Here is a 24,463-nt window from a genome sequence, read left to right as displayed (position 1 = left end):
AATGTCTTCGTCCGAGTATCGCTTCCGAGCCATCCCTTGTTCCCCCTTCTCGGCCAAAGTAGTGGCACAATTTTAGGGGGCAAAGACACCCCGCAAGTGCGAGATTTTGTGGGGCAATCTGTGAAAGCTGACATTCCGGTGTTCACTTTAGGCAGCTGATTTCTGCACAGCCGCAGGGCGGCGATGAGCTCGAAGCTGAAGTAACCTTGGGCTGGAACCATTGACCTGCATCAGCGGTCAACTCAGGCATTGCAAATCAATCGATCCAAGACCTGAAATTTTTGTTCAACAAAACTAATGAATCGGCTCGATGAAGGAGACATTATTCGATCGCAAAGCGTAACGCAGCCCAGGTGGCGGTCCGGGTCGCCGATCTTGATGGGAAGGGATGTCAGGGTGTTTTGGCGTTGCATCATGAAGACAACCGAGAACGGCAACACGGTCAAAGAGTCTGAGCCAGTCAAGACATTTGCGACCGCGCTGAGAGACCCTCCGGTAAAGCTTATCTTGAGGTCACGCACACCAATTCCATCCAAGGTATTTCTCAGGTCGCGAAAAAGTGGACTGTTCGCGGGCGGGGCGATCCAAGGATAGTTGGTAATATCATCGAGTTTCACCTCTTTCTTGCGCGCCAAAGGGTGCCCTATGCGGCAAGCAATAACATTTCGCCCAGGAAGGATTTGGCGAAACTCGTACTCTTCAGATACGTCGGCCGGACGAATAGGAAGAATTGCCACGTCCAATGTCTCATTGGAAATCTGCGACAACAGGTCCGCGGGATATCCATAGGACTGGTCGATCCGGACGTTTGGGTGCTCGGCCTGAAACTCCGCGATCACGCTCGAGATCACGCCGTCCATGAAGATTGGCGTACCCGCAACCCGCACCGCGCCCGCAAGGCCTTGCCGGTATTCGTCCACCAGACGGCTCGCATGACGGCCGGCATCCAGAATCCTCTGCCCCTCACGCGCCAATGAAAGACCAAGTTCGGTAGGTTGCAGAGGTCGCCGCGCGGGGAGGAACAGGGGTTCTCCCACGCGATCTTCCAGTAAGGACACGCTGCGCGAGACACTGGGCTGAGATTTACCAAGCAAAACAGAGCCTTCGGTCAAGCCACCCGCTTCGACGATGGCCGCGAGAATTTCGAGATGTCGTGGATCTAACTTCATAACCCAAGGTTATATTATCAGTTCCAAATTCGATCAAGAACCCGTTCGTGCCCTGCTAGCGTTGACCAAATTCACAATTCTTCGCAGGTCGGGAAACCTCTCAATGGGTCTCAGCATCACCAGCATTAACGGTCAGAAGGTTCGGTTCGGCGCGGGTTTGCGAAACGACATTTGTTCCGAGCTGTCTGAACTAAGCTCGACAAAAGCGCTGATTCTTTCGACGCCACAACAAGTGGATATGGCGATGGAACTGGCGACAATGATCGGGGATCGCGCGTCGGGTGTATTTACCCGCGCGACAATGCACACGCCGGTCGACGTCACCGAAGAGGCAGTCGAACATGCCCAGTCAGTTCAAGCCGACAGTGTAGTGGCCATCGGAGGCGGCTCGACGATCGGATTGAGCAAGGCAATTTCCCTGCGCACCGGGCTACCGCAGGTCGCCATCCCAACCACCTATGCCGGCAGTGAGGCCACGCCGATCCTGGGTCAGACTGATAAAGGTATCAAAACCACTCTTACAGACGCTAACGTTCTGCCGCGGGTCATTTTGTATGATCCTGAACTTGTGGCCTCTTTGCCGCCTTCAATGACCGTGACCAGCGCGCTGAACGCGGTGGCGCACGCGGCCGAAGCGCTCTATGCCAAAGACCGCACAGAGGAAACTACTGCGCTGGCAATCAACGGTCTCAAAGCGTTCGCAGAGGGTCTGCCAACCGTTGTCGAAAACCCCAACGACCTGAAAGCCAGAGAAGAAACGCAGCGCGGCGCGTGGGCCTGCGGCACGGTACTTGGCCTGGTCGGAATGGCCCTGCACCACAAGCTTTGCCATACGCTGGGCGGGTCCTTCAATCTGCCGCATGCGGAAACCCATGCGATCGTTCTGCCCCATGCCATCGCTTACAACGCCGTAAGCGTGCCCGATCTGCTGGCCCCCGTGTCAGACAGTCTTGGCGGTTCTAAGCCCGGTCAGGCGCTTTGGGAATTTGCCATAGCCATGGGCGCACCCCTGGCTTTGAAAGACCTCGGCCTTTCGGAAGACGATCTGGATCGCGCCACAGAAATCGCACTCAAAAATCCGTATTGGAACCCGCGCTCTGTCACGGCTGACGGGGTGCGGGCGCTATTGCAAAACGCTTGGGCGGGCAACGCCCCAAGCGTTTGAGTTCACCGTGTCAATGGAGGGACACATGATCACACGACGCAAATTGCTGCAATCCAGCGCCGCAACCGGCCTCGGGCTGGCCGCCGGCGCGCTCGCCGCACCCGCTATCGCACAGGGCGCGAAGATCAAGCTGGGCTATGTCAGCCCGCAATCAGGGCCTCTGGCTGCCTTTTCCGAAGCAGACACGTACATTCTGGATAATTTCGCCGCGTCCGAGGCTGGCGCGAATTTCGAAGTGATAGTCAAGGACAGTCAGTCGAACCCGAACCGCGCCGCCGACGTTGCGGGTGAGTTGATCGTGGATGACGAGATCGACCTGATGCTGGTCGCCTCGACCCCCGAAACGACAAACCCGGTTGCGTCAACCTGCGAGGCCGAAGAAGTGCCCTGCATTTCGACCGTTGCCCCGTGGCAGCCGTGGTTCATCGGCCAGCAGGGCAATCCCGGCGATCCCGGATCTTGGGAGCCGTTCTATTACGCCTATCACTTCTTCTGGGGGCTCGAAGATGTAATCTCTGTTTTCACCGCGATGTGGGGCCAGTTGGACACCAACAAACAGGTTGGCGCCTTGTTCCCGAATGATGGTGACGGCAATGCCTGGGGGGATCCGAATGTGGGCTTTCCGCCGGCTCTTTCCGAGCTTGGATACACACTGACCGACCCCGGGCGGTACCAGAACCTGACGGACGATTTCTCGTCCCAGATCAATGCCTTCCGGCAGGCGAATGTCGAGATAGTGACTGGTGTTCCGATCCCGCCCGATTTCACTACATTCTGGAGCCAGGCCAAGCAGCAAGGCTTTACGCCGAAAGCCGCGAGCATCGGTAAAGCTATCCTGTTTCCGCAAGCGGTCGAAGTCTTGGGCAGCGCTGGCAACAATCTGAGCTCCGAAGTGTGGTGGTCGCCCACGCATCCATTCTCGTCATCGCTGACGGGCGCGAGCTCGGCTGAACTGGCGCAAGGCTATATGGCTGCCACTAGCCGCCAGTGGACCCAACCCATCGGCTTTGTGCACGCACTGTTCGAAATGGCAGCAAACGTCATGGGCCGCGTCGATGACGCGGGCGATGGCGATGCCGTAGCCGAAGCTATCGCTGCCACGCAGTTGGATTCTATCGTGGGCCGGATCGCGTTTGATGGTGCGGGCCTGCCACCCTTCGCTGCGCAGAACGTTGCCAAAACGCCCCTGGTTGGGGGGCAGTGGAGGCTGCTCGACAATGGCAGCTATGACCTCGTGATCGTCGACAACTCTTCCGTGCCCGAGATCCCGACTGCGGGTGTGATGGAAGAAATTTCCTGATCGCAACGAAACCAAAGCCCCGGACTCAAGCCCGGGGCAGGAACACCGGTATGACCATACTTTCGCTCAAAAATGTCTCCAAAAGCTTCGGAGCCCTGACCGTCACCGACGATGTCAGCTTTGACGTCGAGCAAGGACAAGCCCTTGGGATCATTGGTCCGAACGGCGCCGGAAAGTCGACGCTGTTCAACCTGATTACCGGAAACCTGACCTCTGACGCGGGATCGATCCATTTCGATGGCGTAGATGTCACTCGCGTGCCGCCCATGCAGCGCTGCTTATCCGGTGTTGGGCGTTCTTTTCAGATCCCTCAACCGTTTGATCATCTGACAGTGTTTGAAAATCTGCTGGTGGCTGCAACGCATGGGCAGAACAAATCCGAACAAGAGGTCGAACAGGACTGCGTTCGTATTCTTGAACAGACGGAAATGCTGAATGCGGCCAATGATCCGGCAGCAGGTTTGCGGTTGCTACAGCGCAAGCGGCTGGAGCTGGCGCGTGCAATGGCCACAAACCCCAAGCTTCTGCTGTTGGACGAAATCGCCGGGGGTTTGACCGATGCGGAATGCACCGCGCTGATCAACACGATCAAGGGGCTGCACAGCAGCGGTGTCACGATTATCTGGATCGAACACGTCCTGCATGCGCTCACCTCTGTCGTCGAACGGCTGCTGGTTCTGGATTTCGGCAAGGTGATCGGCCTGGGCGATCCGGACACGATCATGAACAGCCGGGAAGTCAAAGAAATCTATCTGGGGATCGAAGTCTGATGAGCCTGCTGGAAACCCACGCGCTGACCGCCCATTACGGAGATTTCCAAGCCCTGTTCGGCGTGGATATCCACCTGAACGAAGGCGAAACCGTCGCCATTATCGGCGCGAACGGGGCCGGGAAATCGACTCTCATGCGCTCGATCTCTGGCGTTCTGACCAACGGGCCCGAACAGGTGCGCTTTGACGGTCAACCCATCGGAGGCCTAGCCGCGGACGAGATTATGGCGCGCGGAGTGGCCATGGTGCCCGAGGGGCGTCGGTTGTTTCCTTCTCTCAGTGTCGAAGAAAATTTGCTGATCGGCACCTATGGCCGAAAAGTGTCAGGCCATTGGTCTTTGCAAACGATCTACGACCTGTTCCCGATCCTGAAAGAGCGTCGCAACCATCCGGGGACGGCTCTCTCAGGTGGGCAACAGCAGATGGTGGCAATTGGCCGCGCCCTCATGAGCAACCCGCGCGTTTTGCTCTGTGACGAGATCAGCCTCGGGCTGGCACCTGTGGTCATCAAGGACATCTACGACGCCGTCCCCCGCATTCAGGAGGCCGGAGCCAGCCTGATCGTGGTGGAGCAGGACATTGGCCAGGCGATGAAAGTCGCGGATCGCGTCTACTGCATGATGGAGGGTCGCGTCACGCTGGAAGGCACCGCCGAGACGCTCAGCCGTGAAGCCATTCACGACGCCTATTTCGGAGGAGCCGCCGCATGATCTGGATCGACACCATCATTCAGGGCGTTCTGTTGGGCGGGCTCTATGCGCTGTTCGCGGCAGGCCTGAGCCTCGTGTTCGGGATCATGCGTTTGGTCAATTTGGCCCATGGCGATCTGATCGTCTTTGCAGCCTATCTGATCCTTCTATTGGTCTCGTTGTTTGGGCTGTCGCCGTTTCTGGCAGCCATCATTGCCGCACCAATCATGTTTGGCGTGGGTTGGGCCTTGCAAAGGCACGTGCTGAACCGAGTGCTGGGGCCTGATATCCTACCGCCTTTGCTTGTGACATTCGGTCTGTCGATCGTCTTGCAGAATGCTCTGCTCGAAGGGTTCTCAGCAGATAGCCAACGTTTGCCTGCGGGTGAGATTGCAACCGCTTCCGTTCAAATAGGCGGGTTGAATCTTGGTGTTCTGCCGCTGCTGACCTTTGCCTCGGCTATCCTTGTCATCGTAGGTCTGAACCAACTTTTCTACCGCACAGAGTTGGGCCGAGCGTTCCGCGCGACCTCGGATGATGCGGTGACAGCGGGTCTGATGGGTATCCGGCCAGAACGTATCTTCGCCAATGCGACAGCCATCGCAATGCTCGTGGTGACCTTGGCGGCGCTTTATCTAGGAATGCGGGCGAACTTTGACCCGAACATCGGCCCAGCGCGCCTGATCTACGCCTTTGAAGCCGTAATCATTGGCGGCCTCGGCAGCCTGTGGGGCACGTTGATTGGAGGCATCATCATCGGCCTCGCGCAGACCGTTGGTGCGGCGATCAACCCCGAATGGCAAATCCTGGCTGGCCACCTGGCCTTTCTCATCGTGCTTCTGATCAAACCCAGAGGCCTGTTTCCAAGGGCGGTTGACTAATGACTGATACCTCAATGTACAGCGTCCAGACTCAGACCCGCGCATCCTACAGCGCCGGAGCTGTCTGCGTCGCCCTGATCATTTTGTTCATCCTGCTGCCGACGTTTGCCAGCAGGGGGTTGATTCAAGACCTGTTCTTCATCTTCACCATGCTTGTACTAGCGCAGTTCTGGAACCTGCTGGCGGGGTACGGCGGTTTGGTCTCGGTCGGACAACAAGCCTTTGTTGGTATGGGGGCCTATGCCATGTTCGGCGGCGTCATCCTGTGGGGTATGGACCCGGTTCCGGCGATCCTGTTGGGCGGCGCTGCAGCCCTGATTGTCGCTATACCTACGGCCTTCTTCGCCTTTCGCCTGCAAGGGGCTTACTTCGCCATCGGAACATGGGTCATCGCCGAGGTCATGCGCCTGCTGGTGGCCCAATGGAAAGTGCTCGGTGGCGGCACCGGCACCTCTCTGCCGCGCACCGCAACGCGTGAGATGTGGGCCACCGAGTGGATCCAAACCACGTTTGACGTTCGCGGCGCGGCAGCGCGGGATATCCTGACGTATTGGTTGGCCTTGGCGCTGGTGATCGCAACGATTGCGGGCATCTACTGGCTGCTCAGAACGAAGCGTGGGCTGGCGCTGGCGGCGGTACGGGACAACGTTGAAGCGGCTAAGTCTGTTGGCGTCGATGCGGTGCGGATGAAATGGCTGGTCTACTTGGTCTCAGCCGCAGGAACCGGGCTGACCGGCGCGCTGATCTATGTTCAAAAGTTGCGGATTTCACCTGATGCGGCGTTCTCGGTCACCGACTGGACCGCTTACGTGATTTTCATCGTTGTTATCGGAGGCATCGGGACCATTGAAGGCCCAATCCTGGGCGTGCTGATCTTCTTCATATTGCAGAGCCTGCTGGCCGACTACGGCTCCTGGTACCTCATGGTGCTTGGTCTGATCGGGATCGCCGTCATGCTCTTCGCCCCGCGCGGCCTCTGGGGGCTGATCACCGAAAAAACCGGACTTCAAATATTCCCCGTGCGCCGTCGTTTGGTGATTGGCGCGCAGTCGAACAAGGAGGATTGATCCATGAAAACAATCGCGTTGACGGTCGCGGCCGCAGCACTTGGAACTGGCGCACTTGCTGGCAGCTCCCTGCCGGGAATGACGGGCACAGACCACGTGGGATTTACAGTCCCGAGCGTTGATGAGGCTGTCACCTTCTTTCAGGACGTGATCGGATGCAATGTGTTCTACCCGTTGGGACCGTTCTCGGGCGGTGACAGCACCTGGATGGCGGAGCATCTGAACGTCGATGCCAAAGCCGAAATCCCGACGATGCGGCTGGTGCGCTGTGGCGACGGCGCCAATTTCGAAATCTTCGAATATACGGCGCCCGATCAGGATACGAAGCTACCGCGCAACTCGGATATCGGCGGGCATCACATCGCGTTCTACACCACCGATATGGAAGGTGCCGTCAGCTATTTGCAGGACAAGGGCATTCAGGTCCTCGGCAACCCGACAACCATGACCGACGGCCCAAGTGCTGGCGAGACCTGGGTCTATTTCCTCGCCCCTTGGGGCATGCAGCTTGAACTGGTCACCTACCCGGACGGCAAAGCCTATGAGGAAGAATATGACGGCCGCCTTTGGGATCCGCGGTCCTGAGACATTCAAAGAACAAGGGAGAGAGCTTATGGCCACCATTACAACGGATGTCCTGATCATCGGGACCGGCCCGGCGGGGTCTGCAACGGCGGCTTTGCTGTCCAGCTATGGCGTCGAGAACATGGTTATCAACCGCTATCGCTGGCTGGCCAATACGCCGCGGGCACATATCACCAATCAGCGCACGATGGAGGTGCTGCGCGACCTTGGTCACGAGGTCGAGGCCGAAGCCTACATGCACGCGGCCCATCAGGACCTGATGGGCGAGAACGTGTTCTGCGAAAGCCTTGCCGGTGAAGAAATTGGGCGCATGAAAAGCTGGGGCAACCATCCCCTGTCCAAGGCCGAACACCTGCTGTCCAGCCCGACCATGATGAACGACCTACCGCAGACGTTCATGGAGCCGATCCTGTTCGGCACGGCCTGTCGCCGCGGCACGCAGGCGCGCATGAGCACTGAATACTTGCGTCATGAGCAAGACGCAGATGGAGTGACGACGACGTGCCTTGATCGGTTGTCGGGTGAAGAGATCACCATCCGGTCGAAGTACCTTGTCGGTGCGGACGGGGGCAATTCTCTGGTCGCCGAACATGAGGGGCTACCGTTCGAAGGCCAGATGGGTGTCGGTGGTTCGATGAACATCCTGTTCCGCGCGGATCTCAGCAAATACGTCGCGCATCGCCCATCGGTTCTCTACTGGGTGATGCAACCCGGCGCAAATGTGGGTGGCATCGGCATGGGTCTGGTCCGCATGGTCCGCCCGTGGAACGAATGGCTCATTGTCTGGGGCTATGACATCAATCAACCAGCCCCCGAAGTTGATGAGGCGATGGCCACGCAAGTAGCACGGCAATTGGTTGGCGATCCCGAGCTTGAGATCGAACTGATCAGTGCCAACACCTGGACCGTCAACAACATGTACGCGACCCATATGCAGAAGGATCGCGTGTTCATCATGGGTGACGCGGCACACCGACACCCACCATCCAACGGGCTCGGGTCGAACACGTCGATCCAGGACAGCTTTAACCTCGCGTGGAAGCTGGCGGCCGTATTGAAAGGTCATGCTGGAAAACGCTTGTTGGACAGCTACAGCGAGGAACGCGCACCGGTGGCAAAGCAGATCGTCACGCGGGCCAACCAGTCGATTGGTGAATTCGGACCGATCTTCGAAGCGCTTGGCATGGCCGAAGGGGTCGACCCGCAGGTCATGCAAAGCAACCTTGAGGCAAGGACCGGGTCAACGCCGGAAGCGGCCGCTCAACGACAGGCCATTCGCGAGGCCATAGCCTTCAAGAAATATGAATTCGACGCGCATGGTGTCGAAATGAATCAACGTTACGATTCCAGCGCAATTGAAACAGATGGCCAACCGAACCCCGGTTTCGATCAGGACGCCGAACTCCACTACCAGCGGACGACTTGGCCCGGCGCGCGTATTCCACATGTCTGGGTGTTTGATCATGATACAGGGAACAAGCATTCAACTCTGGATTTGTGTGGTCGCGGAGAATTCACCGTGCTGACCGGAATTGGTGGCGAGGCCTGGGTAACAGCGGCCGAGATCGTCTCAAATGAGCTGGGAATGCCCATTCGCTGTCACGTAATCGGCCCGCGCCAGACCTATGTCGACCATACCGGGGATTGGGCGCGCGCATCGGAAATTTCGGATACGGGCTGTTTACTGGTCCGCCCCGATCAACACGTCGCATGGCGCTCAGCTGACAAGGCCGCAAATGCCGAGGCCGAACTGCGTCGCGCTCTGACCACAGTCCTTTCGCGATAAACAGAAACGGATCAGGTTTTACAGGTTAGGAGATCACAATGGACTCGCATGAGATGGGATACTTCACCGAGGAAAACTCGGCCGAGGTGGTTGCGGCCCGCAATAAAAATGCGGAAAGTGAAAGGCTTAAAGAGGTGATGGAGGTGATCACCCGCAAGCTTCATGAAGCGGTTAAAGAAATCGAGCCGACGCAGCAGGAATGGTTCGAAGCCATCATGTTCCTGACCAAGATTGGTCACATGTGCGACGACTGGAGGCAAGAGTTCATACTTTTGTCCGATGTCCTGGGCGTTTCGATGTTGGTGGATGCTGTAAATTCCCGCCGCCCCTCTGGTGCTTCGGAGAACACTGTGTTGGGCCCATTTCACGTCGGCGATGCCCCTGAATATGCAATGGGCCACAACATATGCCTCGATCAAAAGGGCGAAGATATGGTGGTGCGGGGGCGCGTGACAGATGTTGATGGCAACGCGCTGGAAGGCGCCAAAATCGACGTCTGGCAGGCAAACGACGAAGGGTTCTATGACGTTCAGCAAAAGGGCATCCAACCCGATTTCAATTTGCGCGGTGTTTTTAGAACAGGACCGGACGGGAAATACTGGTTTCGCGCCGTCAGGCCCAAACATTATTCAATTCCTGACGATGGCCCCGTCGGAGATCTGTTGAACCGGTTGGGGCGCCACCCGTTTCGTCCAGCCCATTTGCATTACATTGTGTCCAAGGATGGCTATGACGAACTGACAACCCACATTTTTGACCCCGAGGATAAATATCTCCATTCGGATTCCGTTTTTGGTGTCAAAGAAAGTCTGATTGCCGAGTTCAACCGCGTCGATGACCCGGTACGCTCCGAGCAAGTTGGCTTCGACGGTCCGTATTGGGATGTCGAATTTGATTTCGTCCTGGCACCCCAAGAGGTGTGACATGGGCGAGCCGTGCATCATTTGCGTCGCGATAACCGGGTCTTTGCCCACAAAGGCCAATAACCCGGCCGTGCCAATAACCGTCGAAGAACAAATCGAAAGCACCCAGCAAGCGTTCGAAGCGGGGGCAACCATCTGTCACGCACATGTGCGCAATGAAGACGAAACGCCGTCAAGCGATCCTGACAAATTCGCAAGATTGAAAGAGGGGTTGGAGAAACACTGCCCCGGCATGATCATTCAGTTTTCGACAGGCGGGCGGTCCGGTGCGGGCAAGACGCGGGGTGGCATGTTGCCATTGCGGCCGGATATGGCCTCCTTGTCGGTGGGGTCGAACAACTTTCCAACGCGCGTGTATGAAAACCCGCCTGATCTGGTCGACTGGTTGGCGGCGGAAATGGTGACCTATGGCGTCAAGCCTGAGATCGAAGCCTTCGATCTGAGTCACATTCTGAAGGCGGCTGACATGCATCGGAAAGGGCAAATCAAAGATACGCCTTATGTGCAATTTGTCATGGGTGTCCAAAACGCGATGCCGGCAGACCGTGAGATTTTTGATTTCTATGTAAAAACTGTCAATAGACTATTCCCTGACGCCCCCTGGTGCGCCGCCGGGATTGGGGCGCAACAGATTGTTTTGAACGAATGGGCAATTTCGTCCGGAGGCCATGCACGAACGGGTCTGGAAGACAATGTGCGTCTGGACAAAAAAACTTTGGCCTCATCGAACGCCGCATTGGTCGAACGCACGTCGGATATCTGCGTTCAGTACGGCCGACCAGTCGCAACACCTACGCAGGCACGAGCGATACTCGGTTTGTCGTCCAGGTGAAAACTGACGAGGTCAGCGTTGAGCTGACTGCGGCCATCCAGTGCAAGAATCGGAGGACTGCAAGGTCCACTGTACAGACGTCTATCGCTACCGAGATCAAGCAGGTGCAGCGAACGGCAGCAATGCGAACTGCGAATGCAGCATTTGAAAACAGTCCTCAAGGGCAGCTCTGGGACCTTACTAACCATAACAAATGGCGGCAAAACGTGGTTCACGCCCGTTCGTGCGTCGCGCAGAATCGGTCAAGATGGGCTCGATGCAGTCATCTGAGTCTTTCCGTCAGATGACCGCTTGTGGTCGGAAAGTGGGCACGGAAGCCATTACCCACTGATCTAAAAAAAGTTCGGGCTTTCTCCTTGAATGGACTGGACTTCACGACGGTTCAGAGCGGTACTGTCTGTGTCGAATATGCCCGGGATCACTGGGCTCCACTCAGTACAGGGCGAGGAATAAACCTTTGCCCTCAGAGTGGAGAAACACGATGACAACACCAATTGCGGCAACCCAAAATTCGGACAGAAACACGAAGGTTGCCAAAAAGCCGACCCGCCAAAAGCAGCTGTACAAAATGCTGACGCGGAAGTCCGGCGTCACAATCGCACAACTTCAACAGACCTTCGGCTGGCAACCGCATACGGCTCGGGCGGCGATATCCGCGCAGCGCAAAGCAGGACGTTTGGTCGACAGGGCGGAGACCGACAAGGGATCGATCTACCGAATTGTCGAAATGCAGGGCAACCAATGAAAGCGGAGCAAAACGAAGATGTTTCGATCCAAATATCAGAGATCGAAGCCCTTGATCGCGCAGCGTGCCTCGACCGATGGCGAGAGACCTTCGGGCGCTCACCACCGAAGTATCTTTCGCCACAGTTCATGAAGCGGGTGCTAATCTGGGAAACGCAGAACAGGGCGCTGGGCGGTGTGTCTGTTAAAACCACCCGACGACTGAAGCAGATTGCAGCTGGGAAAACGTTGACCACGACCGCCAAGCCCGGTTCTCAGCTTGTTCGAGAATGGAACGGGCGGACTTACCAGGTCGAGGTCGTTGAGGGTGGGTACGTCATGGACGGTAAAACCTGGCGTTCGCTGTCAGCCATCGCCAAGTATATCACCGGCGCCCATTGGTCCGGCCCGCGCTTCTTCGGGGTCCAGTGATGCGCCGGGTCCGCTGTGCGATCTATACCCGCAAGAGCTCGGAAGAAGGGCTTGAGCAGGACTTCAACTCTCTGGATGCGCAAAGAGAGGCCTGCGAAGCCTACATCGCTAGCCAGAAGCATGAAGGATGGGAGCTGCTCCCGGATCGCTACGACGATGGCGGGATCTCCGGCGGACATCTCGAGCGCCCCGCCTTGCAGGGGTTGATGCAAGCCGTGGATGACAAACGCGTCGATCAAATCGTGGTCTATAAGATCGACCGGTTGACCCGCTCACTGGCGGACTTCGCTAAGCTTGTGGAACGGTTGGATCAAGCCGAAGCGTCGTTTGTGTCGGTCACGCAAAGCTTCAATACAGCGACCAGCATGGGGCGGCTCACATTGAATGTTCTGCTCAGCTTTGCGCAACTTGAGCGAGAGGTCACGGCTGAGCGCATCCGCGACAAAATAGCTGCTTCTAAGCGCAAGGGGCTTTGGATGGGTGGCAACGGCCCTTTAGGCTATCAGGCAGATGGCCGGACGCTGAAGATTGAGCCGGAGGAAGCGGCGACTGTTAAAGCACTCTATGATCTCTATCTTGAGCATGGCCTCATCCGCGTTGTGAAAGAGTGCGCAGACGCGATGGACCTCAGATCTCGGCGGCGCGTGCGTGGGGAAGGGCTGGTGTCTGGCGGTATTCATATTGATCGCGGGCATATCCATCATATTCTGAGCAACCCGATTTATGCCGGGCGGATTCGTCACAAAGGCCAAGTTTATGACGGTCAGCATCCTGCGATCATCGCGCCTGACGTCTGGGACCGGGTTCAGCAGATGCTGCAAGACGGGGCCGCAAAATCGCGAGGGGCCAAAAGCAAAGCCCGGCGATCCCTATTGGCTAGCAAGCTGTTCGATGAAACCGGCGACCGCCTGACACCCAGCCACAGCAGGAAGAATGGCACACGCCTGCGGTACTACATCTCCCACCGACTGGTGAAGGGCCGCAGCCAGAAGCATCCAGATGCTTGGCGTCTGCCTGCGGATGAACTGGAAACTTTGATCGCTGACGTCATCAGAAAAAACCTGAGCTGTCCGGATTTTGCTATAGCCCTCCTGCGGGACGTATCTGCTGCAGAGATCCCGGGCATCTCCACGAAATTGCAATCCATTCAAAGTGCGAAACAGTGCCTTGCTCTTGTCGCGCGAGTTGATCTCAAACCAGGCCAGGTGACTGTTCTTCTTGGCCACAGGGAAATAGCCGAGCAGCTTGAGTGCAAACTAGATCGGTTAGACATATCTGCCCTGTGCATCGAAGCTCCGTTCCGGATGCGCCGGCGAGGAGTCGAGCTGAAGTTACATCTGGGAGACGCACCCTCGGAGGCGGATCTCACTCTGGTTCAGAACATCGTCAAAGCGCAGCGGTGGATGGCTATGATCAAGAGCGGAAAGACCTTTACCGAAATCGCAAAGACGGAAAGCACATCCAAGCGCCGCGTTCAGGATGTAGTCGATCTGGCGATGCTGTCGCCGGACATTCTCGACTCCATCGCATTAGGCGAACAGCCGGATGGCCTCACGTCTAACTATCTCATCAGGTCAGGCGTCCCGGCTCTCTGGTCTGAGCAACGCGAACGGTTTGCTAAGCTCTGAGCAAAACCTCTCCAAAATCTACCAAACTCGTACCGCCGAATTGGCAAACCGAGATTAAGGGCCGAAATCGGCCGTTTTTACTGCCTATCCCATGTCTCTGTCGAAAGTTGCTTGAGCCAAGGTGCGGAAATCACGCAGCAATATCGACGCAAACTCTCGTGAGCTGAAGATTAGTGAGTGGGTGGCTGGGGTGGTAGGATTCGAACCTACGATACACGGTACCAAAAACCGCTGCCTTACCACTTGGCTACACCCCAACGGTGAGCGGCTATCTACGACTGTTGTTCGGAGTGTTCAAGAGGCTTTGAGCGAAAAACTTCGGCTTGGAGCAAAATTTATTTGCCCGCCTTATCGTTGGCGCGAAGCTCTGAATTTATGCCTGCCAGTCAACTGAGCGATAAGTCGTTCCGTGGGGAGGGCCGGCACCTGCCGCTTGTTCCGTTCGGTTGCCAGAGATTTGGCGACCGATAGCATCGGATCGCGGAAAACCTTTGGTGTTGCGAGTGCCTTTCATGTGCAAAATTATCCGGTAAAATACTGAAAAATATCTAAAAAATCAGAAAGAAACGGTTGCGCCGGGTCATTGGAAAACATAGCTGTATGATTGCCTCGGTACACCGTGACACAGGAGATGAAGATGAAGTTGAACCCGAATGTCGCAGAAGCGTTGAATCGTCAGATCAACAATGAACTTCACGCTTCCTACACGTATCTCGCTATGGCTGCATATTTCGAATCCGAGGACCTGCCCGGATTTGCGCAGTGGTTTCGCGGGCACTCGGTCGAAGAGAGCGGGCACGCCATGCGTATCTTCGACTTTGTAGCTCAGCGTGGCGGAAGAATCGAAATTGATGGGATCGCCAAGCCAAAAACCGATTACGCCTCGCCTGTTGAGGCACTGGAACACGCGCTTGCAAACGAGGTAACGGTAACCGGCCAGATCAATGCGCTGTTTGAGCTGGCGCATGAAGTCAAGGAATACAGCACTCAGAACATGCTGAACTGGTTCCTGGCAGAACAGAACGAGGAAGAAGACCTGTTCGGCAGAATCCTCGACCAGACCAAAGCGGCCAACGGGGATCGCTGGAACTTGCTGCTGCTGGACAAGGAAATGGGCACGCGTACTGCTGAAAACGCATAGCAGGCGCTTGGTTCAAGCGGGGCGGCGGGAACGCCCCGCTATTCACGGATCTCGGACGGATCGACGCCCCAGAGGTTCGATTTCTGCGCCCAGCCGCGATAACCGCCTGCGGAGATATGGCACCAGTCCAGACTGCAGCTGCCCAGACGCGCCACCACGCCGGTTTCGAATTTCGCGCTTACCTGAGAATTGGGGTCGGGGCTGGCGTAAACGGTCAACAATTCGGATTCGATCAGCACTGTGCGCGCACCGGATAACAGTGCGTAGTGAACCCAACCACCGGCGCCGTCGCGGTCCTGAACCCTGCGCCAGTTTCCATATTCAGCTGTAATCTGCAGCGGCATTCCGCGCCGTTTGAACACCCAGTCGATTCGATGGGTCAGCGAGGGGCCCCGGCGGACATTGCCCTCGGCGGCTTTCATCGAAACATATCGTGGCAGGGGCAGATTGGTTACGGGGCCACGCTTGTCCTGTGCGCTGGCGGTCAGGGTGCTCAGCGCAACCAGAAATGCGGACGTGACCACCAGAAGGCGGCGTTTTACTGGTAGAAAACCACTCACTGACTGTCTGCTCTTGTGCCTGTTGATCGGGTTTCGAAAAAAGGTCGTCTCAATGCGTTGGGGTTCTTGTGCCCCGCCTTATCCTGCGCCACGATGCCATGGCGCGCGAAGGTTTGCAAAGCGGTGGGAGAACGAAGGTGCCAAGAGAACGTCTGAGTGTTGTCGTTACGCGACGGTTGCCCGAGGCGGTTGAGACCCGGCTGAGTGAGTTGTTCGATGTGCAATTGCGCGACGATGACACGCCCATGACCCGAGAAGAGCTGGTCGCAGCGGTGCAAAGCGCCGATGTCCTTGTGCCCACGGTGACGGATGCCATTGATGGCGGGTTGCTGGGGCAGGCGGGTGAAAAGCTGCGCCTGATCGCCAATTACGGGGCCGGGGTCGATAATATCGATGTGGCTACGGCCCGGCAGCGGGGTATTTTGGTGTCGAACACGCCGGGCGTGCTGACCGATGATACCGCGGACATGACCATGGCGCTGATCCTCTCGGTTACCCGCCGGATACCCGAGGGGCTGACAGTCATGCAAAAAGGCGACTGGTCGGGCTGGGCCCCGACCGCGTTGCTGGGTGGCCGGATCGGCGGTCGCCGCCTTGGTATTCTGGGCATGGGGCGGATCGGTCAGGCCGTAGCCCGCCGCGCTTCGGCCTTTGGGATGCAGGTGCATTACCACAACCGTCGTCGTCTACGCCCCGAGATTGAGCAAGAGCTTGAGGCGACCTATTGGGAAAGCCTCGACCAGATGGTGGCGCGGATGGATGTGATTTCTATTCACTGCCCGTCCACGCCATCGACCTTCCACCTGATGAATGCGCGGCGGCTGAAGCTGTTGAAGCCATCGGCCGTGATCGTGAACACGTCGCGGGGTGAGGTGATCGATGAAAACGCGTTGACCCGTCAGATTCGCGGAGGCGAGATCGCCGGGGCGGGGCTGGATGTGTATGAGCACGGCACGCACGTGAACCCGCGCTTGCGGCAATTGCCGAACGTCGTCTTGCTGCCTCATATGGGATCGGCCACGCTGGAAGGGCGGATTGAGATGGGTGAGAAGGTGATCATCAATATCAAAACCTTTGAAGACGGGCACCGCCCACCGGATCAGGTTGTTCCATCCATGTTGTGACGCGCCCGCGCCGCAGGGACGACAAACGAATTTTCAGGAGGATACGATGGGACGAAATCTGATTTCAGTAGTGTTTTTGACGGCGTTAATGTTGGGCGGGGCCTCTTTCGCGCAAGAGACAGCAGATGCAGTGGCCCCCGAGGGCGCCTCTGACGGGCAGGTGCAGGGCCTGACGGATGAAGTCATTGCCGCGCTTGAGGCCAAGATGGCCGGTCAGCCCGTGACATCGCAGAACTGGATGGTTGCGGCTGCGAACCCACTGGCTGTTGAGGCCGGAGCCAAGGTCTTGCGGGCCGGAGGGTCGGCAGCTGATGCGATGGTCGCCGTGCAGGTCGTGCTGGGGCTGGTCGAGCCGCAATCTTCGGGTCTTGGTGGCGGTGCGTTTCTGGTCTGGTACGACGCCGCAACCGGCAAGCTGACCACGCTTGACGGGCGTGAGACGGCTCCGCTTGAGGCCAACCACCGGCTTTTCCACGATGAAAACGGCGAGCCGCTGAAATTCTACGATGCCGTTGTCGGTGGGCTTTCGGTTGGTACGCCGGGTACTCCGGCACTGCTGGAAGAGGCGCACCGTCGCTGGGGCCGCAGCCCGTGGCCCAGCCTCTTTCAGGATGGCATAGCGTTGGCTGAGGAAGGGTTCCTTGTTTCACCGCGTCTGGCCACATTGGTCGAAGCCGATGCAGAGCGTCTGTCGCGTTTCCCGGTGACGGCTGAGTATTTTCTACCGGGTGGTGAGCCGTTGCAGCAAGGGCAACGGCTGATGAACCCGGATTATGCAGAAACGCTGCGAGTTCTGGCCAGTGAAGGCTCTGCCGGGTTCTATGGTGGAGAGATCGCGGCAGGGATCATTAGCACCGTGCGCTCTGCACCAGGCAACCCCGGAGTGCTGTCCGGCGTCGATCTGGCGCTGTATCAAGTAATCGAGCGCGAGCCGGTCTGCGCCGCCTATCGCGCGTATGAGGTTTGCGGCATGGGGCCGCCTTCGTCCGGTGCACTTACGGTTGGTCAGATACTGGGAATGCTCGAAGGCTATGATCTGGCGACGATGGGGCCTGAGGATGCGCATTCGTGGCGTCTGATCGGGGACGCGTCGCGGTTGGCCTTCGCGGATCGCGGTCGTTACATGGCCGATCACGATTTTGTCCCGATGCCCACTCAAGGTCTGGTGCACCCAGATTACCTCAGTGAACGCGGGCAACTGCTGGGCGGTGATGGGGCGCTGAGCGAAGTCGCGCCCGGCAATCCGGAATTCGACCACGCGTCGAACTGGGCGGATGATGTGTCGCTGGAACTGCCCTCAACCTCGCATATCTCGATTGTCGACCAGTATGGCAACGTGCTGTCGATGACCACAACCATCGAGAACGGGTTCGGATCACGGCTGATGACTAATGGGTTCCTGTTGAACAACGAACTGACCGATTTTTCGTTCAAGACCCATAGCGATGGCGTTCCGATTGCCAACCGGCTGGAGCCGGGCAAGCGTCCGCGCTCCTCCATGAGCCCCACAATCGTGATGCAGGACGGTGCGCCGGTTCTGGCCATTGGTTCACCGGGCGGCAGCCGGATCATCGGTTACGTGGCCAAGTCGATCATCGCTTGGGCCGATTGGGATATGGATGTGCAACAGGCGCTGTCTCTACCGCATCTGGTCAACCGCTTTGGCACCTATGACGTGGAACAGGGCACAGCCGCTGAGGGCTATGCCGATGCGCTGGTCGAGCTGGGGTTTGAGGTCAACCCGCGTGACCTGACCTCGGGTCTGCACGCGATTGAGATCGGAGATGTCCTGATCGGCGGAGCAGACCCGCGCCGCGAAGGCATCGCGCTGGGCGAATAAGAGAGGTTCTTCATGGTGCAGGCAGTCGCGTTGCCACGAAACGACGCCGGTATTGAAACAGCTGTCGGCATTCTGAAGCAGAAGTTCGGCGATCGCCTGCAAACCGGTCAGGCGATCCGTGAACAGCACGGCCACACGACCACATGGATCGAAAATCAGTCCCCGGACGCGGTGGTTTTTCCGCATTCGACCGAGGAGGTTTCGGAGATCGTCAAAACCTGTACCCGGCACAAGGTTCCGGTGATCCCCTTCGGAACCGGCACCTCGCTGGAAGGGCATGTGAACGCCCCGGCTGGCGGCATATCCGTGGACCTGACCCAGATGAACAAGGTGCTGGCTGTCAATGCGGGCGACCTAGATTGTATCGTGCAGCCGGGTGTGACGCGCGAGGACCTGAACACCCATCTGCGTGATCAGGGCCTGTTCTTTCCTATCGATCCAGGCGCCAATGCCTCGCTGGGTGGGATGGCAGCGACGCGGGCTTCGGGCACCAATGCGGTGCGCTATGGCACGATGAAGGACAACATCCTCAGTCTAGAGGCCGTGATGCCGGACGGGCAGATCATTCGCACTGGACACCGGGCCAAGAAATCCTCGGCTGGTTACGACCTGACCCGCTTGTTGATCGGAGCCGAGGGCACTTTGGGCATCATCACCGAACTTACCCTGCGTCTGCAGGGCATCCCCGAGGCGATCACCTCGGCCCGCTGTTCTTTTCCAACGGTCGATGCCGCCTGTCAGGCGGTGATGATGACGATCCAGTACGGCGTGCCCGTGGCGCGGATCGAACTGCTGGATGAGCTGTCGGTCAAAGCCGCCAACGCCTATTCCGGGCTGGACCTGCCGGAAACGCCGCTCTTGTTACTGGAATTTCACGGCTCTGAGGCCGGTGCGGCTGAGCAGGCCGAGACATTCGATCAGATCGCCGAAGAATTTGGCGGTGCGGATTTCGCAGCGACCTCGACCACTGAAGAGCGTAACAAGCTGTGGCAAGCCCGGCATGACATGTATTGGGCCAGCCTGCAACTGCGCCCCGGTGCACGCGGCATTTCCACCGATGTTTGTGTCCCGATCTCGCGGCTGGCGGAATGCGTATCGACCACGCGGCAAAAGGCGCAGGACCTTGGTCTGTTGGCCCCGATTGTCGGACATGTGGGCGACGGGAACTTTCACACTCTGCTGCTGATCGACATGGAGAACGCGGACGAGGTCGCCAAGGCCGACGGCTTTGTCGGCTGGCTGAACGATCTGGCCATCTCGATGGAGGGGACCTGTACCGGCGAACACGGAATCGGGCAGGGCAAACGGCCCTATCTGGTCAAGGAACTAGGTCCTGCGGTCACTTATATGGGGGCGATCAAGATGGCGCTGGATCCGGATAACATCATGAACCCCGGAAAAATTCTGCCGATCATAGAGCATTGATTTGCGACAAAATTCTGGGTCGCAGCCATAAGACCGCCCCAATTCGGTTTTATCTTTCGCAAAAACGAGCAGCGATTGATTTCGGGTATTCAGATGGACGCTTTGCGGATCTTTGGGTTTGTGATGATCATAGTTTTGGTCATCGCGGGCTTGGACTATTATCAACAGGACAAAAAGCACGAAGGCACCTTGTCCGCGAATGGCTATGTAGACACGATCAAACACCGTTTTGCGCAGCAACAGGTTGAGCGTGACGCCAAGGCGGCCGAGCGGGAGCGCAAGAAACTGTGGAAGGCGGGCGCAAAACCCCATCTTCCGGCGCCCACCGAAGGTTGGTCCCGGTACGAGCTGACCGACGCGGACAACGAAGCCGTTGCGACCGCGATCTCAAAATACGGTATGGCGCCGCTGATCAGCTCCATTTCAAACCATGCGGAGCTGATGAATCTGTCCAGCGGGGGGGAAGACAGCATTCTGCGCAAGCTCAGTAAAACGGGTGCGGTCTATACCAAAGGCGAAGAAATAGCCTGGTTTGATATCACCCTGAAACCGGAATCGGCGCGCAACACATTGGCGGGCATGGCGCTGTCCCGGCAACAGAATTTTATGGCGCAGGCAGTGACTAAAGAAGGGTTCGCCATTGTTGATGGTGTCGCCTTCATCGAGATTACTCAGGACATGTCCTCTCCAACCGGGGAGCTTTCGTATCGCAAAATCGTAGGGCGGATCGGGATCGACGAAGAGGTCGTGATCCGGTTGCACACCAATGCGGGCGACGCCTCGATCCGCGAGCTTTTGGGCGCGCTTGACTATGCTGCCCTGAACGCCTTGCTGACCTTTCCTTCACCTGTGGTGGGGCAGGGGGTCACAGTCCCACAGGCCCGGCAGCCGGAAGTCGCCGAAAAAATGGATCGCATGTATTCCGAGATGAAGATGGTTCAGGAAAAGACGACCGACGAAAAGCTCAAGAATTTGGATTTTACGGTGGTAATGGTGAACTCGATGACAGCTGCAGAGTTCAACAGCGAAGGCATGATGGACATCACCGGCGGCGAGGTTTTCGAAAATCAGGACATCCTGCAGATCGGTTACGGCCGGGCGCAGAAACTGTTGCTGGACTCGGATGAGCGTCAGGCGGCTTTGGATGAAACAGCTGACGTGGACGTTGCCGCTGAAGAGAGCGCGGCAGGTTTTTTCAGCCGGCTGAAAAACAATATGCCAGCGCTCGGTGGGTTCGCCCCAAAAGAAGCCGCCGCGAAACCCGCGAAGACCAACCAGCCGGTGCGCGTGCATAAGGGTGGTTTGGGTGCCGGCTGCGCAGAGCTTGGCAGCAGCAAACGCTGTTCTGTCGGCGGGCAATAGGGTCAGATCGGCAGAATCCGCTGCTCATATGCGGCAGCGGGGTCGTTTTCCTTCTCTCACTGGTCGGATGAATGTCGCGTTTGACCCCGCAAATGCGCCATATGGTTCCAACAGATTCCAAGGAGAGACGTCCGGTTATGAAAACCCAAGTCAAAGCACTGGTCGTTGGCGGCGGCGCCGTCGGGACCTCGATTGCCTATCATCTGGCCAAAGCGGGCTGGGACGATGTGATGTTGATCGAACGGGACGAACTGACGTCCGGATCCACCTGGCACGCAGCGGGCCTGCTGCCGCTGTTCAACATGTCCTATGCGACCACCCACATCCACAAGTACTCGGTCGATTTCTACAAGACGCTCGAGGAAGAGACCGGCCTGAATGCCGGCTTTGCCGTGGTTGGCAACCTGCGCATGGCGCAGACGCAAGAGCGTATGGACGAATACATGCTCTATGCATCCACAGCCGAGACCTGTGACGTTGCCTATGAGTGGCTGACGCCCGAGCAGATCAAGGAACGCTGGCCGCTGATCGAGACCTCGGACCTGAAGGGTGCGATCTACCACACCGAAGACGGTTACATTAACCCCGCCGACGTGACCCAGGCGATGGCCAAGGGTGCCCGTCAGCGTGGCGTAGACATCGTCCGCAAGCTGCAGGCCGACGCCTTCCACTGGAACGGCACTCACTGGGAAGTCACCTGCACCAAGATGGTTGAAAAGGGGGGCAACCTGGTCGAGAGCGACGAGCAGGTGGTGATCACCGCCGAGCATGTCGTGACCGCATCGGGCAACCATGCACAGCGCACCGCCAAGATGCTGGGCATCAAGATGCCTGCGATCCCGGTCGAGCACACCTTCATCGTCATGGACAAAGACCCTGAGCTGGTCAAATGGCGCGAAGCGGGCAACCCTGAACACCCCGTTGTGCGTGACGCCGACAACGAATCCTACGCGCGTGAAGAGCGTGGCGGCTGGATTCTGGGTATCTACGAGCACGGCGCACCCGCGCGGTTCGAACACGGCGTGCCGGACAGCTTCCGCGCTGACCTGTTCCCGCTGGATCTGGACCGGATCGCTGATCAATACATGGCAATGGCCGAACGCGTGCCGTCTTGTGCCGAATCCGGTTTGAAAGACGATTTCAACGGCCCGATCTGCTACACCCCTGATGGTAACCCGCTGGTTGGTCCGGCTCCGGGCCTGCGCAACATGTGGCTGGCCGAGGGTTTCTCATTCGGTATCACCGCTGCTGGCGGCACCGGCTACTATCTGGCGCAAATGATGGTCGATGGCGAAGCCGAGATCGACATGGCCTCGCTGGACCCCAAGCGTTATTCGTCCAACTGGATGACTACCGAGTTCGCGGCACGCAAGAACGAAGAGTGCTATGAGCACGTCTACATTCTGCACCACCCGGATGAAGAGCGCGCAGCTTGCCGTCCGTTGCGGACTGTACCAGCGTACGACCGCCAGAAAGCACGCGGTGCACAGTTCGGCTGGGTCAACGGGTGGGAACGCCCCAACTACTTTGGCCCGGTCGATGCGCCCGAAAACTTCGACGAGGAAAGCCGTTCGTTCCGCCGTGGCAACTGGTGGCAGTATGCCGTCGAAGAAGCCAAAGCGATCCGTGAAGGCGTTGGCCTGATCGACGCGTCGGCCTTCACCAAGCACGTCGTCAAAGGCCCCGGTGCGACCCAGTTCCTGGATTGGTTTACCTGCAACAAGCTGCCCAAGGTCGGTCGAATCAACCTGACCTACGCGCTGACTTCGCACGGCACCACCCGCACCGAATACACCATCGTACGCAACGGCGAGAACAACTACTACATCGTCTCGGCCGGTGCCTGGACCGAGTATGACGCCGACTATCTGCGCAAGGCCGCCGAGGACAAGATGGAGGAGTTCGGTTACATCGAAATCCAGGACGTGACCACTCAGTGGGGCGTCTTCGCCATCGCCGGGCCCAAGTCGCGTGACGTTCTGAAAGAGGTCATCAAAGACGCCGATCCGGAAACCGCATTGTCCAACAAACGCTTCCCGTGGCTGTCGGCACGTCAGATCGAACTGGGCATGTGCCCTGTGAACGCGATCCGCGTGGCCTATACCGGTGAGTTGGGCTGGGAATTGCACCATCCGATCGAGATGCAGAACTATCTGTTCGACCTGCTGGAAAAAGCGGGTGAGAAGCACGGTATGAAGCTGGTCGGAGCGCGTGCCCAAAACTGGCTGCGTCAGGAGAAATCCTATCGCGCATTTGGTACCGAATTGGGCCGCGACGCGACCCCGCTGGAAGCCGACCTGCCGCGTTTTGTCGACTTGTCGAAAGACTTCTATGGCAAAGCCAAGCTGGAAGAGACTGGGGTTCGCGTAAAGTGCTGCACTCTGCTGTTCGACGGACCGGACGATGCCGATCCGTGGGGCCGCGAGGCGCTGTACACGCCGGAAGGTGAGCGCGTGGGTCGTCTGACCTCGGGCGGTTACTCGGTCGCGTTCGAGAAATCCATCGGCATGGGTTACGTGAAGCCCGAGTTGGCGGTCGAAGGCACCAAGCTGCAGGTCAAAATTCAGGACAAGCTGTGGGATGCGGTCGTCACCTGCGACAGCCCCTACGACCCGAAAAACGAAACCATCCGCAAGGACGGCTAAACAAACAAAGGCCCCGGAGAAATCCGGGGCCTTTTACTTTTGGGGTCAGGCACTCAGCTCGTCGTAACATTCCAGCGCTTTGGCGGCATACATCATCGATGGGCCGCCTCCCATCTGAACGGCCATGGCCAACACATCGGAAAACTCCTCTCGCGTTGCGCCCGTTTTGATCAGGGCCTCGGTATGCAGCGTGATGCAGGGCTCGCACCGGATCGCGATGGACATGCCCAAGGCGATGAACTCCTTGGTTTTGTAATCCAGCGTTCCACCCTGTTTGACCGCAGCGCTGAGCGCTCCGAACGTGCGCGTGGCGTCGGGTATCGCGCCGTTGAGGTTACGCAGACCGTTGCGTGTGTCTTTGATCTTGTCCTGCCAGCTCATGTCATCATTCCATTTAACATTAGATAAACGGAATA

At 57.9% G+C, this 24,463-nt stretch carries 22 protein-coding genes and 1 tRNA gene; 19 read left to right on the top strand and 4 right to left on the bottom strand.

The window, feature by feature from the left end; translation table 11 throughout:
• Window positions 1-242: 242 nt before the first annotated feature.
• A complete protein-coding gene (locus ACR0ER_RS18725) occupies window positions 243-1,169 on the bottom strand; it encodes a LysR family transcriptional regulator (RefSeq protein ID WP_170353286.1) in 927 nt (308 codons plus the stop codon).
• A gap of 103 nt (window positions 1,170-1,272) precedes the next feature.
• On the opposite strand from ACR0ER_RS18725, the gene ACR0ER_RS18720 reads away from it, so the two are divergent.
• The 13 genes from ACR0ER_RS18720 (at window position 1,273) to ACR0ER_RS18660 (ending at window position 13,950) form a co-directional block, all read left to right on the top strand.
• Window positions 1,273-2,334 carry a maleylacetate reductase gene (locus ACR0ER_RS18720; protein ID WP_480770239.1) on the top strand — a complete coding sequence of 354 codons (1,062 nt, stop codon included), beginning with the start codon at window positions 1,273-1,275 and terminating at the stop codon, window positions 2,332-2,334.
• Window positions 2,335-2,359: 25 nt separating this feature from the next.
• Entirely contained in the window at window positions 2,360-3,634 is a 1,275-nt protein-coding gene (locus ACR0ER_RS18715) for an ABC transporter substrate-binding protein (protein ID WP_170528638.1), read from the top strand.
• A 50-nt stretch (window positions 3,635-3,684) separates the two neighbouring features.
• Window positions 3,685-4,404: an ABC transporter ATP-binding protein gene (locus tag ACR0ER_RS18710; protein WP_170528640.1), complete on the top strand. Its 720-nt coding sequence runs from the start codon at window positions 3,685-3,687 to the stop codon at window positions 4,402-4,404.
• Window positions 4,404-5,114 (top strand): ABC transporter ATP-binding protein, encoded by a 711-nt coding sequence (locus ACR0ER_RS18705; protein ID WP_170353290.1) that lies wholly within the window; start codon window positions 4,404-4,406, stop codon window positions 5,112-5,114. The genes ACR0ER_RS18710 and ACR0ER_RS18705 overlap by 1 nt, the downstream gene beginning before the upstream one ends.
• Complete coding sequence (locus ACR0ER_RS18700) at window positions 5,111-5,974, top strand: branched-chain amino acid ABC transporter permease (protein ID WP_170353291.1); 864 nt, start codon at window positions 5,111-5,113, stop codon at window positions 5,972-5,974. Before ACR0ER_RS18705 ends, ACR0ER_RS18700 begins: the two co-directional genes overlap by 4 nt.
• Window positions 5,974-7,041 (top strand): branched-chain amino acid ABC transporter permease, encoded by a 1,068-nt coding sequence (locus ACR0ER_RS18695; RefSeq protein WP_170353292.1) that lies wholly within the window; start codon window positions 5,974-5,976, stop codon window positions 7,039-7,041. The genes ACR0ER_RS18700 and ACR0ER_RS18695 overlap by 1 nt, the downstream gene beginning before the upstream one ends.
• A 3-nt stretch (window positions 7,042-7,044) precedes the next feature.
• Window positions 7,045-7,626 carry a VOC family protein gene (locus ACR0ER_RS18690; protein WP_480770238.1) on the top strand — a complete coding sequence of 194 codons (582 nt, stop codon included), beginning with the start codon at window positions 7,045-7,047 and terminating at the stop codon, window positions 7,624-7,626.
• 28 nt (window positions 7,627-7,654) lie between these two features.
• Window positions 7,655-9,412 (top strand): FAD-dependent oxidoreductase, encoded by a 1,758-nt coding sequence (locus tag ACR0ER_RS18685; protein WP_480770237.1) that lies wholly within the window; start codon window positions 7,655-7,657, stop codon window positions 9,410-9,412.
• Between the two features lie 38 nt (window positions 9,413-9,450).
• The gene (locus ACR0ER_RS18680; protein WP_480770236.1) at window positions 9,451-10,335 is read left to right on the top strand and encodes an intradiol ring-cleavage dioxygenase; all 885 of its coding nucleotides are present in this window, start codon (window positions 9,451-9,453) and stop codon (window positions 10,333-10,335) included.
• Window position 10,336: 1 nt separating this feature from the next.
• On the top strand, window positions 10,337-11,167 hold the full coding sequence (locus ACR0ER_RS18675) for a 3-oxoadipate:acetyl-CoA acetyltransferase (protein ID WP_480770235.1): 831 nt from the start codon (window positions 10,337-10,339) through the stop codon (window positions 11,165-11,167).
• A gap of 481 nt (window positions 11,168-11,648) precedes the next feature.
• Entirely contained in the window at window positions 11,649-11,912 is a 264-nt protein-coding gene (locus ACR0ER_RS18670; protein ID WP_480770234.1) for a DUF3489 domain-containing protein, read from the top strand.
• A complete protein-coding gene (locus ACR0ER_RS18665) occupies window positions 11,909-12,322 on the top strand; it encodes a DUF2924 domain-containing protein (RefSeq protein WP_170476725.1) in 414 nt (137 codons plus the stop codon). Before ACR0ER_RS18670 ends, ACR0ER_RS18665 begins: the two co-directional genes overlap by 4 nt.
• Window positions 12,322-13,950 carry a recombinase family protein gene (locus tag ACR0ER_RS18660; protein ID WP_480770233.1) on the top strand — a complete coding sequence of 543 codons (1,629 nt, stop codon included), beginning with the start codon at window positions 12,322-12,324 and terminating at the stop codon, window positions 13,948-13,950. Before ACR0ER_RS18665 ends, ACR0ER_RS18660 begins: the two co-directional genes overlap by 1 nt.
• A 182-nt stretch (window positions 13,951-14,132) precedes the next feature.
• Here ACR0ER_RS18660 and ACR0ER_RS18655 read toward each other — a convergent pair.
• Window positions 14,133-14,207 (bottom strand) — tRNA-Gln (locus ACR0ER_RS18655).
• Window positions 14,208-14,587: 380 nt separating this feature from the next.
• On the opposite strand from ACR0ER_RS18655, the gene ACR0ER_RS18650 reads away from it, so the two are divergent.
• The gene (locus tag ACR0ER_RS18650; protein WP_170332176.1) at window positions 14,588-15,091 is read left to right on the top strand and encodes a ferritin; all 504 of its coding nucleotides are present in this window, start codon (window positions 14,588-14,590) and stop codon (window positions 15,089-15,091) included.
• A gap of 38 nt (window positions 15,092-15,129) precedes the next feature.
• Here the strand turns inward: ACR0ER_RS18650 and ACR0ER_RS18645 are convergent, their stop codons facing one another.
• Window positions 15,130-15,618 carry an SH3 domain-containing protein gene (locus ACR0ER_RS18645; protein ID WP_480770242.1) on the bottom strand — a complete coding sequence of 163 codons (489 nt, stop codon included), beginning with the start codon at window positions 15,616-15,618 and terminating at the stop codon, window positions 15,130-15,132.
• A gap of 170 nt (window positions 15,619-15,788) precedes the next feature.
• On the opposite strand from ACR0ER_RS18645, the gene ACR0ER_RS18640 reads away from it, so the two are divergent.
• The 5 genes from ACR0ER_RS18640 to ACR0ER_RS18620 all read left to right on the top strand — a co-directional run bounded on the left by ACR0ER_RS18640 (window position 15,789) and on the right by ACR0ER_RS18620 (window position 24,047).
• Window positions 15,789-16,775 carry a 2-hydroxyacid dehydrogenase gene (locus ACR0ER_RS18640; RefSeq protein WP_480770232.1) on the top strand — a complete coding sequence of 329 codons (987 nt, stop codon included), beginning with the start codon at window positions 15,789-15,791 and terminating at the stop codon, window positions 16,773-16,775.
• A gap of 46 nt (window positions 16,776-16,821) precedes the next feature.
• A complete protein-coding gene (gene ggt / locus ACR0ER_RS18635; protein WP_480770231.1) occupies window positions 16,822-18,615 on the top strand; it encodes a gamma-glutamyltransferase in 1,794 nt (597 codons plus the stop codon).
• Window positions 18,616-18,627: 12 nt separating this feature from the next.
• On the top strand, window positions 18,628-20,040 hold the full coding sequence (locus ACR0ER_RS18630) for an FAD-binding oxidoreductase (RefSeq protein WP_480770230.1): 1,413 nt from the start codon (window positions 18,628-18,630) through the stop codon (window positions 20,038-20,040).
• 93 nt (window positions 20,041-20,133) lie between these two features.
• Window positions 20,134-21,402 carry a hypothetical protein gene (locus ACR0ER_RS18625; protein ID WP_480770229.1) on the top strand — a complete coding sequence of 423 codons (1,269 nt, stop codon included), beginning with the start codon at window positions 20,134-20,136 and terminating at the stop codon, window positions 21,400-21,402.
• A 137-nt stretch (window positions 21,403-21,539) separates the two neighbouring features.
• Entirely contained in the window at window positions 21,540-24,047 is a 2,508-nt protein-coding gene (locus ACR0ER_RS18620; protein WP_480770228.1) for a GcvT family protein, read from the top strand.
• A gap of 45 nt (window positions 24,048-24,092) precedes the next feature.
• On the opposite strand, the gene ACR0ER_RS18615 is transcribed toward ACR0ER_RS18620, so the two are convergent.
• Window positions 24,093-24,428, bottom strand: a complete 336-nt coding sequence (locus ACR0ER_RS18615; protein ID WP_480770227.1) for a carboxymuconolactone decarboxylase family protein — start codon at window positions 24,426-24,428, stop codon at window positions 24,093-24,095.
• Between the last annotated feature and the right edge of the window lie 35 nt (window positions 24,429-24,463).

The sequence above is a fragment of the Ruegeria sp. CH8 genome (assembly GCF_056536985.1).
The sequence above is the reverse complement of the archived record's forward strand: the minus strand, read 5'-3'. Positions and strand labels throughout refer to the sequence as shown.

Bases quoted from the DNA above. Each gene is read 5' to 3' on its own strand.
- ACR0ER_RS18725 (WP_170353286.1), bottom strand. From the start codon at position 1,169: ATGAAGTTAGATCCACGACATCTCGAAATTCTCGCGGCCATCGTCGAA.
- ACR0ER_RS18720 (WP_480770239.1), top strand. From the start codon at position 1,273: ATGGGTCTCAGCATCACCAGCATTAACGGTCAGAAGGTTCGGTTCGGC.
- ACR0ER_RS18715 (WP_170528638.1), top strand. From the start codon at position 2,360: ATGATCACACGACGCAAATTGCTGCAATCCAGCGCCGCAACCGGCCTC.
- ACR0ER_RS18710 (WP_170528640.1), top strand. From the start codon at position 3,685: ATGACCATACTTTCGCTCAAAAATGTCTCCAAAAGCTTCGGAGCCCTG.
- ACR0ER_RS18705 (WP_170353290.1), top strand. From the start codon at position 4,404: ATGAGCCTGCTGGAAACCCACGCGCTGACCGCCCATTACGGAGATTTC.
- ACR0ER_RS18700 (WP_170353291.1), top strand. From the start codon at position 5,111: ATGATCTGGATCGACACCATCATTCAGGGCGTTCTGTTGGGCGGGCTC.
- ACR0ER_RS18695 (WP_170353292.1), top strand. From the start codon at position 5,974: ATGACTGATACCTCAATGTACAGCGTCCAGACTCAGACCCGCGCATCC.
- ACR0ER_RS18690 (WP_480770238.1), top strand. From the start codon at position 7,045: ATGAAAACAATCGCGTTGACGGTCGCGGCCGCAGCACTTGGAACTGGC.
- ACR0ER_RS18685 (WP_480770237.1), top strand. From the start codon at position 7,655: ATGGCCACCATTACAACGGATGTCCTGATCATCGGGACCGGCCCGGCG.
- ACR0ER_RS18680 (WP_480770236.1), top strand. From the start codon at position 9,451: ATGGACTCGCATGAGATGGGATACTTCACCGAGGAAAACTCGGCCGAG.
- ACR0ER_RS18675 (WP_480770235.1), top strand. From the start codon at position 10,337: ATGGGCGAGCCGTGCATCATTTGCGTCGCGATAACCGGGTCTTTGCCC.
- ACR0ER_RS18670 (WP_480770234.1), top strand. From the start codon at position 11,649: ATGACAACACCAATTGCGGCAACCCAAAATTCGGACAGAAACACGAAG.
- ACR0ER_RS18665 (WP_170476725.1), top strand. From the start codon at position 11,909: ATGAAAGCGGAGCAAAACGAAGATGTTTCGATCCAAATATCAGAGATC.
- ACR0ER_RS18660 (WP_480770233.1), top strand. From the start codon at position 12,322: ATGCGCCGGGTCCGCTGTGCGATCTATACCCGCAAGAGCTCGGAAGAA.
- ACR0ER_RS18650 (WP_170332176.1), top strand. From the start codon at position 14,588: ATGAAGTTGAACCCGAATGTCGCAGAAGCGTTGAATCGTCAGATCAAC.
- ggt (WP_480770231.1), top strand. From the start codon at position 16,822: ATGGGACGAAATCTGATTTCAGTAGTGTTTTTGACGGCGTTAATGTTG.
- ACR0ER_RS18630 (WP_480770230.1), top strand. From the start codon at position 18,628: ATGGTGCAGGCAGTCGCGTTGCCACGAAACGACGCCGGTATTGAAACA.
- ACR0ER_RS18625 (WP_480770229.1), top strand. From the start codon at position 20,134: ATGGACGCTTTGCGGATCTTTGGGTTTGTGATGATCATAGTTTTGGTC.
- ACR0ER_RS18620 (WP_480770228.1), top strand. From the start codon at position 21,540: ATGAAAACCCAAGTCAAAGCACTGGTCGTTGGCGGCGGCGCCGTCGGG.
- ACR0ER_RS18615 (WP_480770227.1), bottom strand. From the start codon at position 24,428: ATGAGCTGGCAGGACAAGATCAAAGACACACGCAACGGTCTGCGTAAC.